Raw genomic sequence first — 20,278 nt, 5'->3', positions numbered from 1 at the left:
ATAGTTTTCGTATTGAGCCTGCAATTTGGAGAAGTTTTCCAGAACATGCTCCAAGTTGTCTTTCTTAATATCGTGCTCTAGTTGCTTTGCGAGTTCAGCGAGCGGATTAATACCTAATGTAAAGCCAGTGCCTTTTAGTTGATGCAATGTACTTAAAATACCTTGGTAATGTTGTAATTCAAGTTCTTTTTTGGCCTCTTCTATAAGCCCGGCAGCTTCCTCCTCAAACTCTTCATATAATTGCTTCGCAAAGTCATTTCCTCCAATCTCTTTTAGCTGCTCCACCACCGAAAGGTCAATGATAGCGGCTGTTTCTTCTGTCTCTACTGCTGCAGCTACTTCTTCGGTATTGTACCAGCCTTCATGCTGCCATTTGCTGATCATGGTGTGCAGGTCAGAGCTTTTCACTGGTTTCGACACATAGTCGTCCATACCTTGCCCCATAAACTTTTCTGCATCGTCTTTCATCGAGTAGGCAGTCATGGCAACAATAGGAGGGCATTCCTTACCCAATTGCTCTTTTATATGCTTTGTAGCTGTAACACCATCCATTTCTGGCATCTGTATATCCATAAAGATGATATTGTAGGCTTTGGAAGTAGCCCGCTCTATGGCTTCGTATCCATTCGAGGCTACATCGGTAATACAGCCCAGGCGCTCGAGCAGCTTCAGAGCCACTTTCTGGTTTATCTGATTATCATCAACCAGCAAAACATGCGGATTGTTATCGAGCACAGCTACTTCCTGGTTTTGCTGCAACTGGCGCTGCTGTTGCTCTTCTACTTCAACTGTATTTGCCTGGCGCACCAGAATGTTAAACCAGAAAACGCTGCCCGTTTCTGGCTCCGACTCAACACCGATATCACCTCCGAGCAATTGTGTCAGCTGCCTTGAGATGGCAAGCCCTAAGCCTGTACCTGCAAAAGTTTTGGTAGAGGAATTGTCCAGCTGCATAAAATCGTTGAAAAGTAACTGCTGGTCTTCGGGAGAAATGCCGATACCAGAGTCTTTCACTCTTACGTGCAAGCGGTAGTCTATACTTGTAAGTTTCTCTGCACCCACATTTATACTTACATCACCTGCATTGGTAAACTTGATAGCGTTCGATGTCAGGTTCGACAGAATCTGGAGCAGACGTGTTTCGTCCGTAACAATGTGCCGAGGTACGTTCGGTGCAATAGTATAGGTAAAGTTCAGGTCCTTTTGCTGTGCCCGATTAACGAACAGCGAATGAATTTTATCTAGCGTCTCCTGCAGGTCTATGCCGCTTTCATGGATAACAAGTTTGCCAGCTTGCATCTTGCTCAGGTCCAGGATGTCATTTAGGATGGCTAACAGCGCATCTGAAGATTTACGAAGCGTATCGATGTACTCACCCTGCTCTGGGTCTACATTTATTTGGCTAAGCAGGTCAATCATGCCGATGATACCATTCATAGGGGTGCGCAGCTCGTGGCTCATGTTGGCCAGGAACTGGGTTTTCACCTTCAGCAGGTTTTCAGCCTCCTCTTTTGCTCGCAATAAAGCAACCTGTGTGCGCTTGAGCTCAGATACGTCGCGTGCTACACCCTCTAAGGCAATTGGTTCGCCATGGATATTGAAAACAAGTTTTGCATCCAGCATGATGGTTTTCTGAACGCCATCTTTGCATACCATCTCCACCTCAATATCACGCAGGCTTTTTTCAACTAACACCCGCTCTTTTATAAGCATTCGATCATCAGGGTTTACAAAAAACACAACAGTGCTTTGCCCCAAAACCTCCTGTTCGTTATACCCTAACAGCTGCGAGATGGACGGGCTCACAATCTCAAGTATAGAATCTAAGCTTGTGCGGTAATACACATCTTGGAACGATTCAAAAATACTTCTGAACTTCTCTTCGTTCTCGGCCAATGCCAGTTGTGATTTTTTCTTATCAGTTATATCCAGTGCTATGCCTGATATCTCTTCAAAAGAACCATCGTCCAGGTAAATTGGGTTTAAGTATACTTCACGCCATGTTTCAGAGTACTCCAGATAAATTTCAAAGTGCTGCGAGTGGCCTGTAAATGCTTGTTTATACTTGCCTTCCCAAAAGCCGTAGGAGCTCTCATGTACTGTTGTTTCATCGTCAAGCCTGGTATACTGCTCCAGTTGCTGACCAGTGCGATCCTCAAACGAGGAGGCGAAATTGCGGTTAAAGGATGTAAGCTCGTAGTTGCGGTTAAGCGACCACATGTGGTGAGAGCCACTTTCGAAGATCGCATTCAGGCGCGCATTCTGCGTATTAATTTGCTCTTCGTTTTGTTTACGCTCAATAGCAAGGGCTACCTGGTTTGAGATAAAGTGTAAAATCTCAATGTCAGTATGCACATAGGCATCTGGGTTTTGGTAATCCTGCAGGGTGATCACGCCAATAATCCTATCGCCGATGGCAAGCGGGGAGCAAAGTATAACCTCCGGAATGGCCCCGAAAATAGTTAGACCTTCGCGTGCAGCAAGCTCCTGCAGCTCTCTCTTCTGCATGTATAAAGGCTTGCCCGACTCAATAATGTATTCTGAAAGGCCAGTAGAAAATGGCCTTCTCATCTGCGACTTTGATGCCTTATCAATAAACTGATCGACGAGGTACACAAAATGCAGAAACTTGTGGCTATCATCGCAAAGGGCGATGTAAATATTACGCGTCTCGATGATCTTACTCAACTCACGGTGTATGGCAGAGTAAAGCGAGCTAAGGTCTTTGCTACTGATAGCCAGGTTTGCGATGCTGTAGTATACTTTCTGCAGGCGCTCTGCCTTGATGCGATCCGTAATATCATGCAGAATGGCACGCGTTGCCACAGGCTTGTTGTCTTGCCAGCTACAGGTAATACTGCCAATCAGGTGAACAGGCTTACCGGCCTTTGTCAGAAACACCGTTTCAATTTTGTTCACATTTTCGCCCTTGTACAGGTTTCGCAGCTGGTAAATCAGCTTTGCCTTGTAGTAGGGGTGCACAATATCATTAAGTGTCAGCGATTCTATATCCTGATCGTCGTATCCTAAACGGTCTTTCCAGGCTTTGTTTACAAATATAAATTTGTTGTCAGCTGATATATTCTGAATCAGGTCATGGGCGTTGTCGAACAGGTCCTGCAGGCGTATTTTATTGTCCTTCAGGGCTTCCATGGCAATGCGCTTGTCGGTCATGTCTTTGCCAACACTGGTTAGGCCTGTAATATGACCCTCAGAATTATACTCAAACATGGAGTTCCAGCGAATGGTCTTGAGCTGACCAGACTTAGTAACTACATCTCGCTCGTAATAGGAGCTTAGCTGTTTTGTCTCCAGGGCTATGTGGAAGTCCTGTGTGCGCTGTGCTCTATCCTCCGGCTCAACCAATACATCAAAGAAGTTTTGCCCGATGAGTTCGTCAGCGGTGTACTCTACATACTGCAGAAAATAATCGTTAGCAAAGGCAATATTGCCGTTTATGTCCAGGCTGTAATAGATGAGGTTTACCTTATCCAGGAAATTGCGGAACTGCTCCATAGACTCCAGCATAACCTCCTGTCGCCTTCGTGCCTGTTGTGCCAGCTTGCGCTGTGTTATATCGCGCTTAAATACCTGTATGTAAAACTCTCCGTCAAGTATAAGGCGATTGATGGTTAGTTCTGCATCAAAAAGAGTCCCGTCTTTGCGACGGTTCTTCCATTCTATGGTAATGGAGCGGCCAGTGGAAATTACCTCCCGCATGATCAGACTGGCTTTGTCATCTGATGGTTGTCCGTCAGGTTGAACATCAGGTGAGTAGAAATCGGGAGATTTTCCGATCAGATCTTCGCGTGTGCACCTGAAAAACTCGATTGCTTTATCATTACATTCTACTACAGTGCCATTCTTAAACAAAAGTATGGCATCATAAGAGGCTTCAAACAGTAATTTATACTTGTCTTCGGTATTGGTGAGCTGCTGCTGCAGTTGGTGGCGTGAAATGTAGTTGCCAATAGCAGTGCCAATAAAATCAAGGAGCGCAACGGACGACTGATTAGTGCGGGCATCACTACCAGGCCAGATAAGTATAAGGGCCAGCACATCCTTTTCAGTGGTGATGGGTACTACCGTAAGGGAGCGTTTCAGTTGTATTTGCAGGTACTCCTGTAAGCGCAGCAGTGCCGTACGCTTATCATTACTGGTAAGCTGGTAAATTAGCTCAGGACTAATATCCACGGTATCCTGCAGCTTTGGCTCAGCTACTACACCTGCCGAATAAGATAGGGTTGTCTTTTGTTCAAATCTATCATAGCTATACACACAGCCTCCGGTAACATCGCTTCGCTGCAGCAACTCATCCAGGGTGCTGTGCAACACGTCATGCTGGCTATCAGAGGATGTTAGCTTTGTAATAAGCTGATTCACGAATTCTAACTGATGGTTTCGGAAACGGATATCCTGCTCTGTGTCTATCACGTCGTTCAGGTTCTTGATAGAGCCGTATAACACATCGTCGCCCTTGAACTTACCTTTCAGAAGCGTAATCTCAACGGGCAGCAGTTCGTTGTTATTTTCGTGTAGCCACCATTCAAATTTTTGCTTGCCGCCTGCAAAAGCCTGGTCTACCTGGCCTCGTAGCGCCAAACGCTCAAACAGGTTTAACCTGAGCGAACGGGATATAGGGCTGCCTATCAGTTCATCTTTTTCAAGATTCACCAGGTGCATAGCTGCCCGGTTGATATCAATCACACTTCCGCTGCAATCCAACAGAAACATAGCTTCCGAGCCCTCCTCAAACACACTGTGGTAACTATCACCATCGTAGGGGAGCAGTGCCGTAGGCTGACCTACACTTGCAAGCTCTACGCATATAAAGGTTTCTTCCTGAAAGTGTACTATCCGGCAACTGTAGGTAGCCGTATCGCAGGTGTCAGCGTTGTGCTGCCTTATCATGCCCGTAAGCTTATGATGTTGCCGTAGCTCGCCTGCCAATTCCAGAAACTGCTCCGAAGAAATGTTAAACAGGCTACGCAAGTGGCGCGTGGCCTGGAAATCAGAATCCGCCGCCTTGTAATTTATCGTCTGGGCATTTGCTGCAAGTACCTTGCCGGTGGGCAGCGCCACTACCACGCCATGCGTAGGTTTGGCCAACTGAGCCAGAACCTGCAGCAGGGCAGAAGCTAACTGTGTAGTTTTATCGTCAGCAGGACGATTAGGTATATAAGGCATTTTTAGCTGCTAAAAGTATGGGAGCGAACCCTTTAAAAAAAGCTGGTTACTACTCCGCTGCAATTTTTATGAATTTAGCGATAATTTAGCAAAAATTTACATTTAACTCTATCGCCCAGCGCCTAATACACAAAATATTAACTTTGTAAAGGCAAGGTGCGGCCAGGGCATGGTAACATAAGCGTTTATAGGGCAGATGTGCCTTTTTTTGATTTAATTAAAAATTGTATGAATACTCAAAAGCACCTGGTGGTGGTGGTGGGGCCTACAGCTGTAGGCAAAACAGATTTGTGTGTGCAACTGGCCAAGCATTATAAAACAGAAATTATCTCGGCTGATTCTCGCCAGTTTTTCAAGGAAATGACTGTTGGCACCGCCAAGCCAACAGTAGCAGAGCAGCAGGGGGTGCCACATCACTTTGTAGATTCTCATACAATAGCAGCCGACTATAACGCAGGTGCGTTCGAGCAGGATGTGTTAGCTTTGCTGGAAAAGCTTTTCAAAGAAAAAGATGTTGTCATCCTGACAGGGGGCTCCGGGCTTTATGTGCGGGCCGTGCTGGAGGGAATGGATGCTATGCCTGAGACAGACCCGGCAATCAGAGAAGAGCTGACACGGCAGTACGAAGAAAAAGGACTAGAGCCTTTGCTGGGCCAGCTACAGAAGCTCGACCCTTTATACTTTGCAGAAGTAGATAAAGCGAACCCACAGCGCATTATACGGGCGCTGGAAGTATGCCTGAGCAGCACCATGCCTTACTCCTCTTTTAGGCGCAGCGAAAAGCAGCAGCGTGAGTTTAACATCATCCCCATCGGTTTGAACCGCGACCGAGCAGTGCTTTATAGCCGCATAGACCAGCGTATGGACCTTATGCTGCAGCAAGGGCTACTAGAGGAGGCAAAGGCATTATACCCATACCGGGATCATAACGCGCTACAGACAGTGGGCTATAAAGAAATTTTCGATTACCTGGAAGGCAAGTATGATTGGAGCGAAGCCGTTCGTTTGTTAAAGCGCAACAGCCGCCGTTATGCCAAACGCCAACTTACGTGGTTTAAAAAGAACCCGGATGAGTATACCTGGTTTGAGCCGCAGCAGTGGCAGGAGATTACTGCCTTTATTGATGAGAGCTTAACTTGAAATGACTGATGGTGGAGTAGGCGCTTTGTTGCCTGTTCAAGTAGCATTCAAAATCGTGAAGCCAAGGCTTGTAAAAGGCCTTGGCTTCACGATTTTGGATGATATTAAGTACTATGACCTCTTTGCAAAGTTTCTTTCTATTGGATTTTGCTTGCAGGTATAAAGTATCAATATGTTCTACTTTGAAGCTAAAGAACAGTAAGAATAAACTTATTCAGTTATTCAAAAATCAGTTATTCAGAATTAGAATGGATATCCGATTGCAATATTCAGTACCATCCCGTTATCACCTCCAAAACTGCCGTTAAACTTGTTGAATACGTTTCGCTCACCTTCAGGCATAGATGGGTTACGGACAGGTATACCAAAGTCAAAGCGAAGAACGAAGAACTCAACGTCAACCCGCAGGCCAAAGCCGGTGCCTATGGCAAGTTCGTTCAGGAAGTTGCTGGAGTTAAACACACTGCCTGGACGTGCAGGGGTGCCGTCTTCCTTGAATTCTTCACGGAAGGTCCAGATATTACCTGCATCCAAAAAAACGGCTCCTTTAAAGAATCCTACAATTGGAAAACGATACTCTACATTACCTACTAACCTGATGTCGCCCACCTGGTCGAAGAAAGAAAAAGAATCATTGGGGTCTTCGGGTGTGAAAGTGCCTGGCCCTATACTGCGTGCCCTAAAAGCCCGGATGCTGTTTGGTCCACCTACCGAAAACTGTTTTACATAAGGCAGTGTGGTAGCATTACCATACGCATAGCCAGCACCTGTTACCAAGCGCGTAACCAGTTGGCTTTCTTTACCGATGTTCAGGTAATGCCTGAAATCATTGTCAAGCAACACATACTGCGAAAACCTGTTTCCTGCAATGGTGCGGGGGAAATCTTCTGTTGGAGACGGCGAGCCGCCAAGTGATTGAATCCCATTAATAAGGTTACCCGATAAATCTAGCGTTACTCGATCGAAGAACTGGTGGGTGCGGTCTTCGTAAATCTGGGTGCTGTAGGTAAGCTGATAAATAGAGCCAATGATAAATTGATTCTCAAAGCTGCGGCGCAAGTATGGGTTTTTTTCCAGAAGGGTGGTAAAAGAGTCTGATGTATTGCTCAAGCGCACATACTGTAAGTTAATTGGAGTTACATCAAGTGTAAGTGTCTGCGTTGGGCGATAGTTATAGCCGTACGTGGCGCTGTAAGAATTCATCTGGAAGAAGCCAACACGGTTCAGGAAGCTAAACCCTGCTCCAATGCGGGTTTGAGGGGCAAATTCTGTCCGCAGGTTACGTATTTTAAAAGGTGATAAAATACGAGGTATAGTCAGGGATGCTTTGGCGCTGATTTCGTAAGAAGTTAAGTTCGGGTTGCCTTCCTGCTCTACACCTTCTGGCACATCGCCACTGCCTCTGCCGCCTACATAAGACTCAAAAGTGCCGGATAGCTCTACGTTTAGCAGCTCAGATCCCTTGAAGGCGTTTTTATTCTGGAAAGAGATGTTGATGCCGGGGCCTGCAAAGCCATTCGACTTGTTCACCATCTGTGCCTCCGCCCGCAGTGATTTTTTCAAAGAAGGTGTCAGGTAAATAAACGCATCCAGCGCATCGCTTTTAGTGGTATCTACCTCATATTCTATGTTCACAAATTTATACGCCGGAAAAGCATTGAGTCTTTTGGTGGTGAGCAGGTGCTCTTCTCTGGTATACAGGCTATCCTGCTCCAGGAAAACACCACGTAGCAGATGCTTTGCCCGTACATAATTTTCGTTCGGGATATAGTGATAGCCTCTAAAATCTATAGTATCGTTTGTGGCAAGGCTATCGCCTACAGAGTAGTTGGCAAATATGAATATATCATCCATTTTAAATGGTTGAAGCGCTCTGGCTGCAGCAGCATTTTTAACACGCAACAGCACATCCACCTGTCTGTCACCCACGGTAGTATCGGCACTGTAGATTAACAACTCCGGACTAAAAAAATAGTAGCCTGCATTTTTCAAAGTGCCATCTATACGTACGCGTTCCGCCGACATGGTGCTCAGGTCATAAGGCTCGCCTGGCTGTAACAGCGATTCGTTCTTTGTCCGTTGAATGTCCCGGTGCACTTGCAGTGAGTCGTTTAGCGTATACTCAATTTTCCGCAAGCGGTAAGGCTCGCCTACTTTTGCCGTCCAGCTAACAGTAGCTTTTTTGTTTTTGACTTCGGCTGTGCTTCCTACTGTGTTGTTAAAATAGCCTCTGTTGTGCAGTCGGTTGCGCATCACCTGGCTCACGCTGCCAGTATCGAGTTCCGAAAATAAAACGGGAGGCTCTCCTATCGTAGTCATGATCCAGTGCTTGAGTCCTTTTTCTTTTTCAGTATAAAAGGCATTGTAAATAGCCAGCTTCGGGCGTAGGCCAAGTATAGATGCATTGGGGTCAGGCTGTATGGTCTGGCTCAATTCCGTTTCCAGGTCGGCAGAGCGCTTACTGCTGTCCTTTTCGCCTTTCACGGCTACATCATATCCCCAAAACAGGGCTTCTCCTTCGGGCACTACTTTGGTTACACTACAACCAGAGGAGAGTAAAAATACCAGCATGAGTGGCAGAACGTAGGTGCCTTTCAGGTTTATCAGAGACTTAGTGCTTAACATAGATTATTGTTCGATACCCTCTTCTTTGAGTTCTTTTTCTTCTTCTTTTATTTTCTGCTGCTCCTTGCGGGTCAATGCAGCCTCCTGCTGCTTACGCTCTTCTTGTTTGCGCTGTACGGCTTCCAGGCTGCGGAACAGGTCTGAGAAATTATTGTATTCCCGCACATATATCAGGGATGCTCCTGTAGCCCGCACATCGCCTCCCTCCAGTACGCCTTCGTATTGGTTGCGCTGGAACCCACGCACCCGCAGGCGGCCATCCTCTGTGATGGAATACTCAACAGAAATATCCCCGCCAAAGCCGCTCATAGTTTGATTTGACTGGCCGCCGCCTTCCAGACCTATATCGGTACCTACACGCACCGTAAGTCGGTCGTTCAGGAATTGCTGGCGCAGGGCAACATTCAGGTCTGTTCTTCCCTGCGAAGAACCAGAAGAGTAATCCTGGTAAGAGTCAACGCCCAGTTCCAGACCCAGACCACCTGCATAGCGGTTCGTGAGAGAGTTTAGCTGATCTGTTAGCACACCGCTCAAACTGTTTCGGGCAGAGGACTCAAAGCCTCCACCAGAGCTGGCAAGAGGGTCTGGTGCCAGAAAGCGGTTCAGTACCAGCAGTGCGAAGACCTGTTTGTTCAGTTCTGATTCGTCCTGCCTCAGGTTTCCGAGGCTGGTTACTACCTGGTCCGGCACGTTTCCTTCTTCTCCTTCCGCTAATTGCACATCAAAGCCAATCTCCGGGGTAAGTAAGTCTCCCGTTACCTTTACGAGTACCTGAAAGTCTACCTGGTTCTTTAGGGCTGCGTCTTGTACACCTGCAACCTGAGAGGCAACTAATTCCTGTGGAGCAGTTTCTACGTTGTAAATGGCTGTGATATCCATGGTAGCCTGCAAAGGGTCTCCTGACCAGCTGATATAGCTGCCTTCTGAAATATCCAGCTCTCTGGAGGCTAAATCATAGAAGTCCATACTATAGCGACCACTTGTAATAGTATAGCGGCCACTCATGTTGATTTCGCCGCTGGGGCGCATGCCTATATATAATGGGTCTGCAGAACCTCGAACCACTAAATTGTCGCCAGTGGTAGGGTCAATCACAATGGTTATAGGGGTGGTGTCGGTTACTCTTATTTCAGCCTCTACATCTGCACCTACAAAGCCGGTCACTTCGGTTGTATCCTGGTCAGGTCTGCTGATGATCCGGTCTAGTTCAGGCCCCAGGTTCACAAACTCTACAATACCTTCCCGCTCGGCCGCCCCAACAGATTCGGCAGGTATAACCGTGGTGAAGTCAGAGCCATCCAGCACACGTACATCTACCTTTACCACGGGCTGCGCCATGTCTCCGGTAATGGTGGCATCGGCAGCTACAAAGAGCGTTCCGTAGAACAGGTCGTTATTCTGAGCAGTAGAGTTTAGTGCCAGGAACCGGTCTGTTTCTACGCCCAGGTTAAACTTAAAGTCTGTATAAGTCTCTGTCTGGATCATGCCATCCACCACCAGGTTGTTTCCCAGGGTGTCGGTGATGGTGAAGTTAGGGAACTGAATACCCTGCTCGTTGAACACCAGGCGCTCATCTTCTAACGTAAACAGAGAGCCGAACATAGTGATGTTAAACTGTGCCTGATCAAAGTTAAGTTCTCCGGTAATATTAGGTTGTGCTACTGTACCCGTAATGCGAAGCTTGCCACGGGCAGTTCCATCGAGTTGCTCTACCATGCCTGCGGTAAAACCTGCGAGCGAGGCCATGTTAAGGCTGGCGACGTTGGCCTCCAGGTTCAGGAGTGTTGCGTTTGGCTGTGTTTCCACAAAGCCGTTTACCAGTACCTGGTTACCGTTATCAGTTAGTTTAGCATCGATGTTAAAGCGGTTGCTGCCTGCGCTGCTGGCTTCCAGCGCCAGGTCACCTACAGATACGCCCTCATATAAAAAGTCTGTAACGGTTAGGTCTGAGGTAAACGAGAGGTTATCACCCAGTATATTATTGAGTGTTGCTTCCCCGTTTATCACACCAGCTATCAAACTATCCTGATCCTGGATAGTATGCATCAGATAGGCTATACTTACATTTTCAAAAGCTACGTTTAGTGGAGCACTTGGAGATACGGGGCCAGTACTGTTCAGTGCGATTGCCTGATCATCATACTGTAGCCTTACATTACTGGCATAAATGAAGTCGGTGTCAAATTGCAAGTAGTTGTCCTGGGGCACATTCCAGTTGTCACCGTTAATGACCAATTGATCAGGGTTGATAGCGAAGCGGTAGCCGGTGCCCAGGCTGTTTAAGATTCCTCCGAACACAAAACGATCAGCATCGGCAGTGTCTCCGGCTATGGCCAGTTTCACCGCCAGCTCATTGTCTCGTGCGGCACCTTCTATACTTATGTTTTTCGCGTTCAAAGAGGGAGATAACAGCTGTTGTAGGTTTACGTTATAGGCAAGTTCTTCTCTGTTTCCTCTTACCTGCAGGCCAATATTTTGCAGCGTATAATCTGTGTATACTACTTTGTTGATTTGCCCGTCTACCCGCAGTTGCTGGGTTTCGCCGTTGTACGAAGCCGTGATAGGTGAAGCAGGTTGCAATTGGTCTAGCCCCGGCACAAAAGACTGTATCAAGCCTGTCTGTTTCAGGTCTATGGTAGCCGTAAAGTCTTCCAGGTTCAGGTTAGCCGGGTAAGGAGGGTCTGGCTGCAAATCAAAGTAATTGGAAAAATGTTTCTGCAGTGCCGTAGGTAAGGTGGCCAGCGAGTTCTGAAAGCTCATCTCGGCATCTACTATATCAGACTGTACTAAGATCTCGGCTGTTTCACCCTGCTGCTCCAGTGTCATCACCAAAGAATCTACGGGGTAGGTAGCTTTGTTGTGGCTTACCACCAGTTCGTTGGCTATCAATCGGCCGCTGATGGTGCTGGCATCGGCACCTGTGAAATTTCCTTTTATCTGCCCTTGCACTGCCAGTGGCTCCGGGTAAAAGTTCAGGGCCTGTAGGTCTGCTTTTTGTAAGGCAAGGGTAAAATCGTAGGCCGGTTGTTGTGCATCGCGCAGGTTAAAATCACCTGTCAGGTCAAAGGCCAGGTTCTGATCTTCAGCGGTTGCTTTTACTGAGTAAAGGCTGCGGTCTATGTGCGCAGATAGATCTATATCATTATAAGTATAGCTGTTGTAGTCGAAGCGCTTTACGTCTGCCTGTATGTTAGCGCGCATGGTTTCCGGTGTAAGTCCGGTGCCGCTTGCCTTAGCCACTAGTGCCACTTTGCCCAAGCCTAGGCTATCCACAAACAGTTGGCCCAGGTCAAAACCACCGGATCTGACAGTGGCCGTGAAGCTTTCATTGGCACCCATGTCTACTACGGCTTCTACATTTCCAAACGAACTGCGGAGATCTGCTGTCGCGTCAAAAGCTGTTAGGGAGCCTTTAAAGTTGCCTTGCATACTTATCTGGCCCGGCAACCTGAAATCAGGAGGAATGGTGCCGGCCGGGGTAAGGGCAAGTATATCGGTGCGCGTGGTGGTAAAGCGATCTATGTCCAGGTCCAGGTACAGGTTATCGGGGTCCATGGCGTTCCGCACCAAACCGCTTACGTCTACATTGGTGTTTCTGAGTCCAGCTAACTGCAGGTTGTTGATACGCAGGTTATCCAGCTGCCCCTCTGCTTCAGCTTCTAACTTTATGGTTTCATTCGCTATACTTCTGAAAGAAGGGTTAGCCGTTAAATCAGGTGCCAAGTACTGGACATCCTGCATGCCTATATAGCTGTTGTTGATGTCAAGTGTCAGCCCAACCTTAGACGGGTTTTCGGTTATCGCCTCTAAAGAAGGATACGTCATTTTCAGATCGTTCTGCAGGTGGCTGTTGCCTGTTTTGAGATCCAGGTTGGAAAGGCTGGCGCTGGTGGAATCGACTACTATCCCGGCGTTAAAATTAGTGATTTTAAACCCGCTTTGCTCTTGCAAAGTCAGTTGGTTCAGGTCTACCCGGATGCGGTTCAGGCTGTACAGCAAATCCTTGGCTTCGAGCTTAACATCCAGGAACTTCAGGTGGTTGTAGTCCATACCCTTTGCCTGCTTGGGAACATCGAAGTTATCGTAGGCTACATCAAAGTTGGAAAGGTCAAACTCTCCTAAGGTAATTACCCAATTCATGGGCTGGCCAGCTGTCTCTTCTACAGATTTGTCTAACTCTTTTACCGTTCTTTCAGGGTTTACTGCAAGCGAGTCGGCAGGCTTATACTTCTTCTGTACATACTTCAGGTCGGTATCGCGCAGCATAAAGCTTTCCAGATCTACACGCGCATCTTTCAAATTGATGTTATCAGCCAGTAATTCTGACTCTCCAAGGGCTAACTCTATACTTTGGTTGGAGGGATAGCTGATAAAACTGACCCTTATGTTTTGGAGTGCGAGCCTGTTTAGTCCAAAATCCAGCTCTAGTGGTTCTGAGGTGGTGGTGTCGGTGTCAGGGAGCTTCGTCTGTTTATAGTCTACCCAGGTGTTGGCCAGCTCAACCTCATCTACCAAGTAGCGCTGCTGCTCCAGGTTAAGCTCCTCCATGACAGTTGTAAACTCCCCGATACGTGTTTTGATATAATTACCCCCCAGCTCATCCTCAAACACAACATATACATTGTTGAAATTTACAATGCCCAGTGAGATTTGCATGGCAGACGAGGCCGTGTCGGCTGGCTGTGCAGCAGCTGTATCGGAGGCAAAAGCCTCGGTGATAAAGTCGAAGTTGGTGGTGCTGTCTTCGCGTATTTGCAGCTTAAGGGTGGCGTTATCTAAATCTACTTTGCTGATGTTAACCTCTCCTTTAATCAGGGAAAGGATGGCCATGTCTACACCTAAACGTTCAGAGTACCAGAGGGTGTCCTGCTGCTGGTCTTCGACATATACATCCTTTAGTACAAGCACATTGCGCCAATCGGTGGTAAAGCCGCCAATGTTTACTTGCGTGCCAAGCGTGTTCTCTAAGTAACTCTCTCCTTGTTTGGCTAAGTAGTTCTGTACCCCCTGAAACTGAAGTGCAATAATGATAAGTATAAGCAGCCCGACTACTATGGCTAAAGGCCAAAGTATAATCTTAAGGGCAATTTTTCCGATATGTTTTGCAGAAGCGATAGCAGTATTGATTTAGGTTCGTGCTATTGCTTTACGGAAATGTGCGAATATGGATAGATAAAACACTTTATTACAAAAAGGTATGCGTCATTATTTAAAATAAAGCGGCCCGCCCTTAGTATAAACTTTGGGACGGGCCGGGTTTTAAAGTGCCATTAATTCTTAAACAGAAAGGATATCAACCAGCCTTACATACTGCGGATTAATAAGCTTGTCTTTTGTAATGGTGTCGATAAAAGGAGTATACACCAGCTCTTTGTTGATGATGCCTGCCATCTCACACTTGCGGCCCTGTAGCAGGCCCTCCACGCAGGCTACGCCCATTTGGCTGGCCAGCATGCGGTCGGCAGCGGTAGGGGAGCCTCCACGCTGCACATGTCCAAGTATGGTGACACGGGCATCCATGTGTGGCAGTTCCTGCTGTACCTTTGCCGCTACTTCTGTGGCATTTCCTGCGTCGTCGCCTTCTGCCACTATCACGATAAAAGATGTTTTAGAACGGTTCCAGCCAGTGCGCAGCGTATCTACCACATAATCTATACTTGTCTCGGTTTCTGGTATCATCACTATTTCGGCGCCACCTCCAATAGCACAAGGTATTGCTATATAGCCGGAGTCACGGCCCATCACCTCTATAAAGAAAACACGGTCGTGGCTGTCTGCCGTGTCGCGTATTTTGTCAATAGCGTCTAGTGCCGTGTTTACAGCAGTATCGTAGCCAATGGTATAGTCTGTGCCGTATAGGTCGTTATCAATAGTGCCTGGTGCGCCCACAGTAGGAATGCCATACTCTTCAAAGAATATGTTGGCACCTGTAAAAGTGCCGTCGCCGCCGATGGCTATCAGGCCTTCAATGCCATGCTCCTGTAGTTGCTCGTAAGCTAATTTACGTCCTTCCGGAGTCATAAACTCACGGCTGCGGGCAGAGCGTAAAATAGTGCCGCCTTTCTGAATAATATTGCTTACCGAGTGCGAATCCATCTTGTAGATTTCGCCTTTGACCATGCCTTTGTAGCCACGATGGATACCGTATACTTCTATACCATGATAAACAGCCGCCCTTACTACAGCTCTGATACATGCGTTCATGCCTGGTGAGTCGCCGCCCGAAGTAAAAACTCCAATTCTCTTCATGGTGTTGTTATGTCTTTTAGATGAGGTATAATTACTTAAAATTGCTGAAAACAGATATTAACTTATCTTTAACAAGTCATAAATGCCTGCTTCAGCTACGCCTGGTTGCGGCCTAAAAATAAAATGCGTCTTAATTTACGACCTAAAATATGGAAAATCGTATGTTAATTTACATCTCTGCTTCTAGTTACTACTTACCTAGCTGTTAAATAGGGCTTTTACCCCTATTAATAGGCAGAATGTTTTCTGCTAAGCAGGCTTATAGCTGTTTCAGCACGATTTGAAAGTTCAAGTAAAGTAATTTAACCTATTCAGGCAACGTATGTTCGGTTTTTTTGAGAGCGAAGAAACAAAAAGATTAAAGAGCCACATTACAAATCTTGGCGCACTGGCAAGAATAGATGGTCACTTAGATCCTTCGGAGGTAAACTTTATAGTAGCCATCGGTAAAAAGCATGGCATGAAGGCAAGCGAAGTGAAGGACCTTATTTCCAGCGTCAAAAATGTTGATCCTCAGTTACCCACCAACGATTCTGAACGCTTTGATCAGATTTACGATCTGGTTGAAATGATGCTGGCAGACGGCATTGTAGACGAAAATGAGATGAACTTCTGCATTAACATGGCTGCTAAGCTCGGTTTCAAGAAGTCGATTGTGGGGGTGTTGGTCCGAAAAATATCTATGGGTGTGAAAGATGGGCAAACGCGGGACAACATCAAGCGCGAAGCACAGTCGTTTTTGAATTAAGCAATTGTGGTGCAAGAGAGCTATGCCATTATTGGAACAGACATCGGTTCTACCTCCTGACGCTTGTTCAAACAGTAAATTCTAGGTGTATCAAGTATAGCGTTTGCTTGATTTGCCGCATTAAAATGCTGAAGCCTCTTTTATGGCTGTACCACTTTGGTAGCCATAAAAGAGGCTGGTTTATTTAAAACAGCTTAGTCCTGTACATTAATTTTCTCAAAGCCTCCGTTCTGATAGAGATAGGTTACCAGGCTGTTTTCTAACCCCACTGAAACCGCATCGTGAGGCAGCTCTATTTCCTGGCTGGTTGCTGTGTTGAAAATGTTATCTCCTCCGTCTTGTGTAAAAAGGTAGTACAGGCTTTTTAGCTTTCCGCGCTCATTAAACAAGATATCCCGGTTAAGCTCTTCCAGCACATAATTACCGTCCTCTTTTTGCAGGGCCGCCACCAGCACCACATCATCTCCTAACTGAAACTGCAGGGCTACGTCTTGCCGGGTATCTCCATCGAAATCTCCTCGGGCAATGGCTGCGCTTCCGTTTTGTGCTTCTGCACGGGCTTCTGCGTAAGCTGCAATAGCAGGCTTTTCCCAACCCGGATATTGCTCTGTCAGCTTCTGCATTACGGGTTGTGGCAGCGGCAAGGTAGGGGTAGCGGTGGTCTTATTTGTCTTTGCATTATCTTTTGGCACGTTAGCGATGGAATCAAGAGCAGCGGAGGGTGGGGTGGTTTCTACGTACTCATCTTTCACTTCCTCATTTGCGGGGGAGCAGGCAAAGAAGCACAGCGGCAACAGCACCAGGTATCGTAAATGTTTCATGTCTTAACCGTTTGGTATACTTATAAGTACTTGCAATACGTGCTGCCTGTTACATAGGCCAGAAAACAGGTACCAGTATCAGAATTGTAGCAATAAGCAGCAAGGTAAGCGGGGCACCTACTTTAATGAAATCCCAGAATTTATACTTGCCGGGGCCATACACCAGAATACAGGCTGGCTCGAAAGGAGTGACCAACGATACGGAAGCTGCCAGCATAATGGCAATCGCAAAAGCGCGAGGGTCTGAGCCAAGGGCCGTAGCCGTTCGCAAAGCCACCGGCACGATAACCAAGGCCGCTGCTGCGTTAGACATAGGCTGTGTGAGCAATACCGTGAGTACCACAAAACCAGCCAACACACCTAGTTTACCCACCGGCCCCAGCAGGTCTACAATGCCCGTTGCCAGAAAATCGGCTGCACCGGATTTTTCCATGGCCGTTCCAAAAGCCGTCATACCTCCAATAAGTATAAGCAGCTTAAAGTCGATGGCGGCGTAGGCTTTATCTGAGTTGATGCAGCGGAAAAGAATGGTGCAGATTGCCGCCAGCAGAAAAGCGATGGAAAGCGGCAGCAGCTGTGTAGTGCCTAGAATAATAGCTACCAGAAAACTACCGATGGCAATAAAGCCTTTTCGCTTTTTAAAGAGCAGCGGTTCAAACTCATCCAGTAGGGCTACATTGCTGGAGGTTCTTAATTGTGCGAATCGTTCTGCTGAGCCCTGCACCAGAAGCAGGTCGCCGAGCTGCAACTGGATACTGCCTATTTTGCTGCGCAACGTTTCGCCGTACCGGGATATGGCAATCACTACCAAGCCGTAGCGTTGCAAAAAGTTAACCTGCTTCACGGTGCGGTTTATCAGGTCAGACTGCCGAATAATGAGCAGCTCCGCCAAACGTATATCCTCCGTCACAAGGTCTTTTTCAAGTAATACATCTGCCATGATGTTAATGCCCTTCGTTTCCTTTACCTTAATCAGGTTGTCCAGGTCTCCTTCTACCAGCAACACATCTCCTTCATGTATGCGGGTGCGGAAATCAGGCAGAAAGTTGTCTTTGCCTCGGATGATGTTGAGCACCCGGAAGTTTAGGGAGGTGAGGTCGGAGGCAAACACCAACTGCCCCACAAGCGGCGATTCCTCCAGTACCACTATCTCTGTCAGGTACTTTTGCAGTTTATATTCTTCAGCCAGTTGCTGGTCTTCTCGGTTCGGCAAAAGGCGTTGCCCTATGGTCATCATGTAGGCAATGCCAACCAGAAATATAACAAAGCCCACGCCAGATATCTCGAAAAGGCCGATGGGAGGTAGGCCCGTTTTGGCAATATAGCCGCTCACAGCCACGTTGGTGGAAGTGCCGATAAGGGTGCAGGTGCCACCAAGTATAGCCGCAAACGCTAAAGGCATCAAAAGTTTAGAAGTGCTGATGTTGATACGCTTGCTCAGGCCTACCAGCGGCGTTACAAACATGGCTGTAACTGTGGTGTTGTTCATAAACGCCGACACCACACCCGTCACCATCATCACGATAAACAGCATCAGGTTCGTGCTTTTATGCGCCACGCGCACCAGGCGTAAGACAACAAAATCAAGTATACCCGTTTCCTGCAAGGCGGCACTAAGTATAAAGATAGAAGCAATGATGATAATGAAGTCGCTGCTAAAGCCCGCGAAGGCCTCATCTGCCGTAATAATGCGGGTGCTGGTAAGGATGATGAGCATGATGAGTGTCACGATCTCCACAGATATTTTCTCGGTGGCAAACAGCACCACCGCGACGACCAGCAAGCCTAGTACAAGGGCAATTTCCATAAGGGTTTTATGATGTATCTGTACTACAGGATGAAGTACAACCTCGGCTTTTACGCACAAATTAAGCAGCGGTTGCTTTACACACAGCAGCCTATACTTGTGCTACTCTGTGTTGAACGCTGTTTAATATAAGCTGCACTAGCTTGAAGCCCATGCAACAGCACCTGCTTGTGCTGTTGCTGGCGATGTGCGTGCTCACCAGAGACATTCGTGCTGCGCATTTATACGTAAGAGCAGGTGATTTAAGCAGGCAGGAAGCTAGCCCTAAAAGGGTGCGTGTGCCAGTGAGTTGCTCAGAAAAGAACAGAGGCGCAACATGTTGCGCCTCTGTAGTATGAATCAGTTAGCTGGCGTTAAAAAAACCAGATAGGAAAAAGTTATTTCAGGTTAGCAGTTGCTTCATCAATAGACTGTAGTATAACGGCACAGGCCTCGCGTATTTCAGTTTCTGAAATAACAAGGGGAGGGGCAATGCGCATGGAGTTATCGCAGAACAGGAACCAGTCGGTGAGTACGCCATTTCGGATGGCCTGGTCAATCACAGCCTTCAGCACCTCGAAGCTCTCGAACTCTGCCGCCATCATCAGGCCACAGTTTCTGATTTCTTTGATGCGCGGGTGCACCAGCAGCTCTCTGAACAAAGCCGCTTTTGTTGCCACACCCTCCAGCAGTTGTTCTTCCTGAATAGTTTGAAGCGTAGCCAGCGAAGCGACACAAGAAATAGGATGGCCGCCAAATGTGGTGCAATGGCCAAGTATAGGATCTGTTTTGAAAGCGGCCATTATCTCCTGCGGTGCAATAAAGGCACCTATAGGCATACCGCCACCCATACCTTTGGCGCACAGTAAAATATCCGGCTCTATGCCAAATTGCTCAAAGGCCCAGAAGGTGCCCGTGCGGCCAAAACCACATTGTATTTCGTCCAGTATCAGCAATGCACCTACTTCTGTGCAACGCCGGCGCAGGTGCTGCAGGTAATCGTCTTTTGCAACACGCACACCAGCTTCGCCCTGTACGGTTTCTATGATAACAGCAGCTGTGCGGCTGGTTATACTTTGCAGGTCAGGAATACTGTTATACTGTATGTGGCGCACGTCTGGCAGCAGCGGGCGGAAAGCATTTTTAAAGCCTTCGCTGCCGTTTACAGATAAAGCACCCTGCGTAGAGCCGTGGTAGGCATTGCGGCAGGAAACCAGTTCTGTGCGGCCTGTGTAACGTTTGGCTAATTTCAGTGCTCCTTCTACTGCCTCTGTGCCAGAGTTAAGAAAGTATACATTGTTCAGGCGTTTAGGCAGCGTTTGTGTTAGTGCCTGTGCCAATTGTGCCTGCGGTGCCTGCACAAATTCGCCATAAACCATCAGGTGCATATACTTATCCAGTTGCTCATGTATGGCTTTTAACACGCGCGGGTGTCGATGCCCTACATTACTTACACCTATACCTGAAATCAGGTCCAAATAGCGCTCACCAGTAGCACCATACATATAAACGCCTTCTGCTTTCTCCACCTCAATCATCAGCGGAAAGTCTGATGTCTGCGCCACATTTTGCAGAAATAATTGCCTCATCGAAATCATAGGGCAAAGGTACATAATTTAATACAGAAGGTGCACGTAGTGGGCTGCGCTAAGGCATGAGAGCGAATGATAAAATAGAATAAGACAAGCAGTGTTTACTTTTTTATAAAACTGTATTATATTG

At 47.2% G+C, this 20,278-nt stretch carries 9 protein-coding genes; 2 read left to right on the top strand and 7 right to left on the bottom strand.

The genetic code is table 11. From position 1 onward, the window contains the following. On the bottom strand, positions 1-5,187 hold a 5,187-nt coding region (locus tag ACFQ2O_RS10155; protein ID WP_377526758.1), incomplete at its 3' end, for a PAS domain S-box protein. A 228-nt stretch (positions 5,188-5,415) separates the two neighbouring features. Here ACFQ2O_RS10155 and miaA point away from each other — a divergent pair. After that, positions 5,416-6,327, top strand: a complete 912-nt coding sequence (miaA, locus tag ACFQ2O_RS10150) for a tRNA (adenosine(37)-N6)-dimethylallyltransferase MiaA (RefSeq protein WP_377526755.1) — start codon at positions 5,416-5,418, stop codon at positions 6,325-6,327. A 243-nt stretch (positions 6,328-6,570) separates the two neighbouring features. On the opposite strand, the gene tamL is transcribed toward miaA, so the two are convergent. The 3 genes from tamL to pfkA form a co-directional block, all read right to left on the bottom strand. Next, positions 6,571-8,952, bottom strand: coding sequence for a translocation and assembly module lipoprotein TamL (gene tamL / locus ACFQ2O_RS10145; RefSeq protein ID WP_377526752.1), 2,382 nt, complete (start codon positions 8,950-8,952; stop codon positions 6,571-6,573). 3 nt (positions 8,953-8,955) lie between these two features. Then, entirely contained in the window at positions 8,956-14,040 is a 5,085-nt protein-coding gene (locus tag ACFQ2O_RS10140) for a translocation/assembly module TamB domain-containing protein (protein WP_377526764.1), read from the bottom strand. Between the two features lie 189 nt (positions 14,041-14,229). After that, a complete protein-coding gene (gene pfkA, locus ACFQ2O_RS10135; protein ID WP_377526748.1) occupies positions 14,230-15,201 on the bottom strand; it encodes a 6-phosphofructokinase in 972 nt (323 codons plus the stop codon). A gap of 322 nt (positions 15,202-15,523) precedes the next feature. On the opposite strand from pfkA, the gene ACFQ2O_RS10130 reads away from it, so the two are divergent. Then, a complete protein-coding gene (locus tag ACFQ2O_RS10130) occupies positions 15,524-15,949 on the top strand; it encodes a TerB family tellurite resistance protein (protein ID WP_377526744.1) in 426 nt (141 codons plus the stop codon). Positions 15,950-16,143: 194 nt separating this feature from the next. On the opposite strand, the gene ACFQ2O_RS10125 is transcribed toward ACFQ2O_RS10130, so the two are convergent. The 3 genes from ACFQ2O_RS10125 to ACFQ2O_RS10115 form a co-directional block, all read right to left on the bottom strand. Continuing rightward, positions 16,144-16,770 carry a hypothetical protein gene (locus tag ACFQ2O_RS10125; RefSeq protein ID WP_377526740.1) on the bottom strand — a complete coding sequence of 209 codons (627 nt, stop codon included), beginning with the start codon at positions 16,768-16,770 and terminating at the stop codon, positions 16,144-16,146. Between the two features lie 49 nt (positions 16,771-16,819). Beyond that, positions 16,820-18,577: an SLC13 family permease gene (locus ACFQ2O_RS10120; protein WP_377526737.1), complete on the bottom strand. Its 1,758-nt coding sequence runs from the start codon at positions 18,575-18,577 to the stop codon at positions 16,820-16,822. Positions 18,578-18,954: 377 nt separating this feature from the next. Continuing rightward, complete coding sequence (locus ACFQ2O_RS10115; protein WP_377526761.1) at positions 18,955-20,151, bottom strand: aspartate aminotransferase family protein; 1,197 nt, start codon at positions 20,149-20,151, stop codon at positions 18,955-18,957. Positions 20,152-20,278 lie beyond the last annotated feature (127 nt).

It is taken from the genome of Pontibacter rugosus, assembly GCF_042678745.1.
Taxonomy (GTDB): Bacteria; Bacteroidota; Bacteroidia; order Cytophagales; family Hymenobacteraceae; genus Pontibacter; species Pontibacter rugosus.
This window is presented reverse-complemented; position numbering and strand designations above follow the sequence as displayed.

Coding starts and splice junctions, on each gene's coding strand:
- miaA (WP_377526755.1), top strand. CDS start 5,416: ATGAATACTCAAAAGCACCTGGTGGTGGTGGTGGGGCCTACAGCTGTA.
- tamL (WP_377526752.1), bottom strand. CDS start 8,952: ATGTTAAGCACTAAGTCTCTGATAAACCTGAAAGGCACCTACGTTCTG.
- pfkA (WP_377526748.1), bottom strand. CDS start 15,201: ATGAAGAGAATTGGAGTTTTTACTTCGGGCGGCGACTCACCAGGCATG.
- ACFQ2O_RS10130 (WP_377526744.1), top strand. CDS start 15,524: ATGTTCGGTTTTTTTGAGAGCGAAGAAACAAAAAGATTAAAGAGCCAC.
- ACFQ2O_RS10125 (WP_377526740.1), bottom strand. CDS start 16,770: ATGAAACATTTACGATACCTGGTGCTGTTGCCGCTGTGCTTCTTTGCC.
- ACFQ2O_RS10120 (WP_377526737.1), bottom strand. CDS start 18,577: ATGGAAATTGCCCTTGTACTAGGCTTGCTGGTCGTCGCGGTGGTGCTG.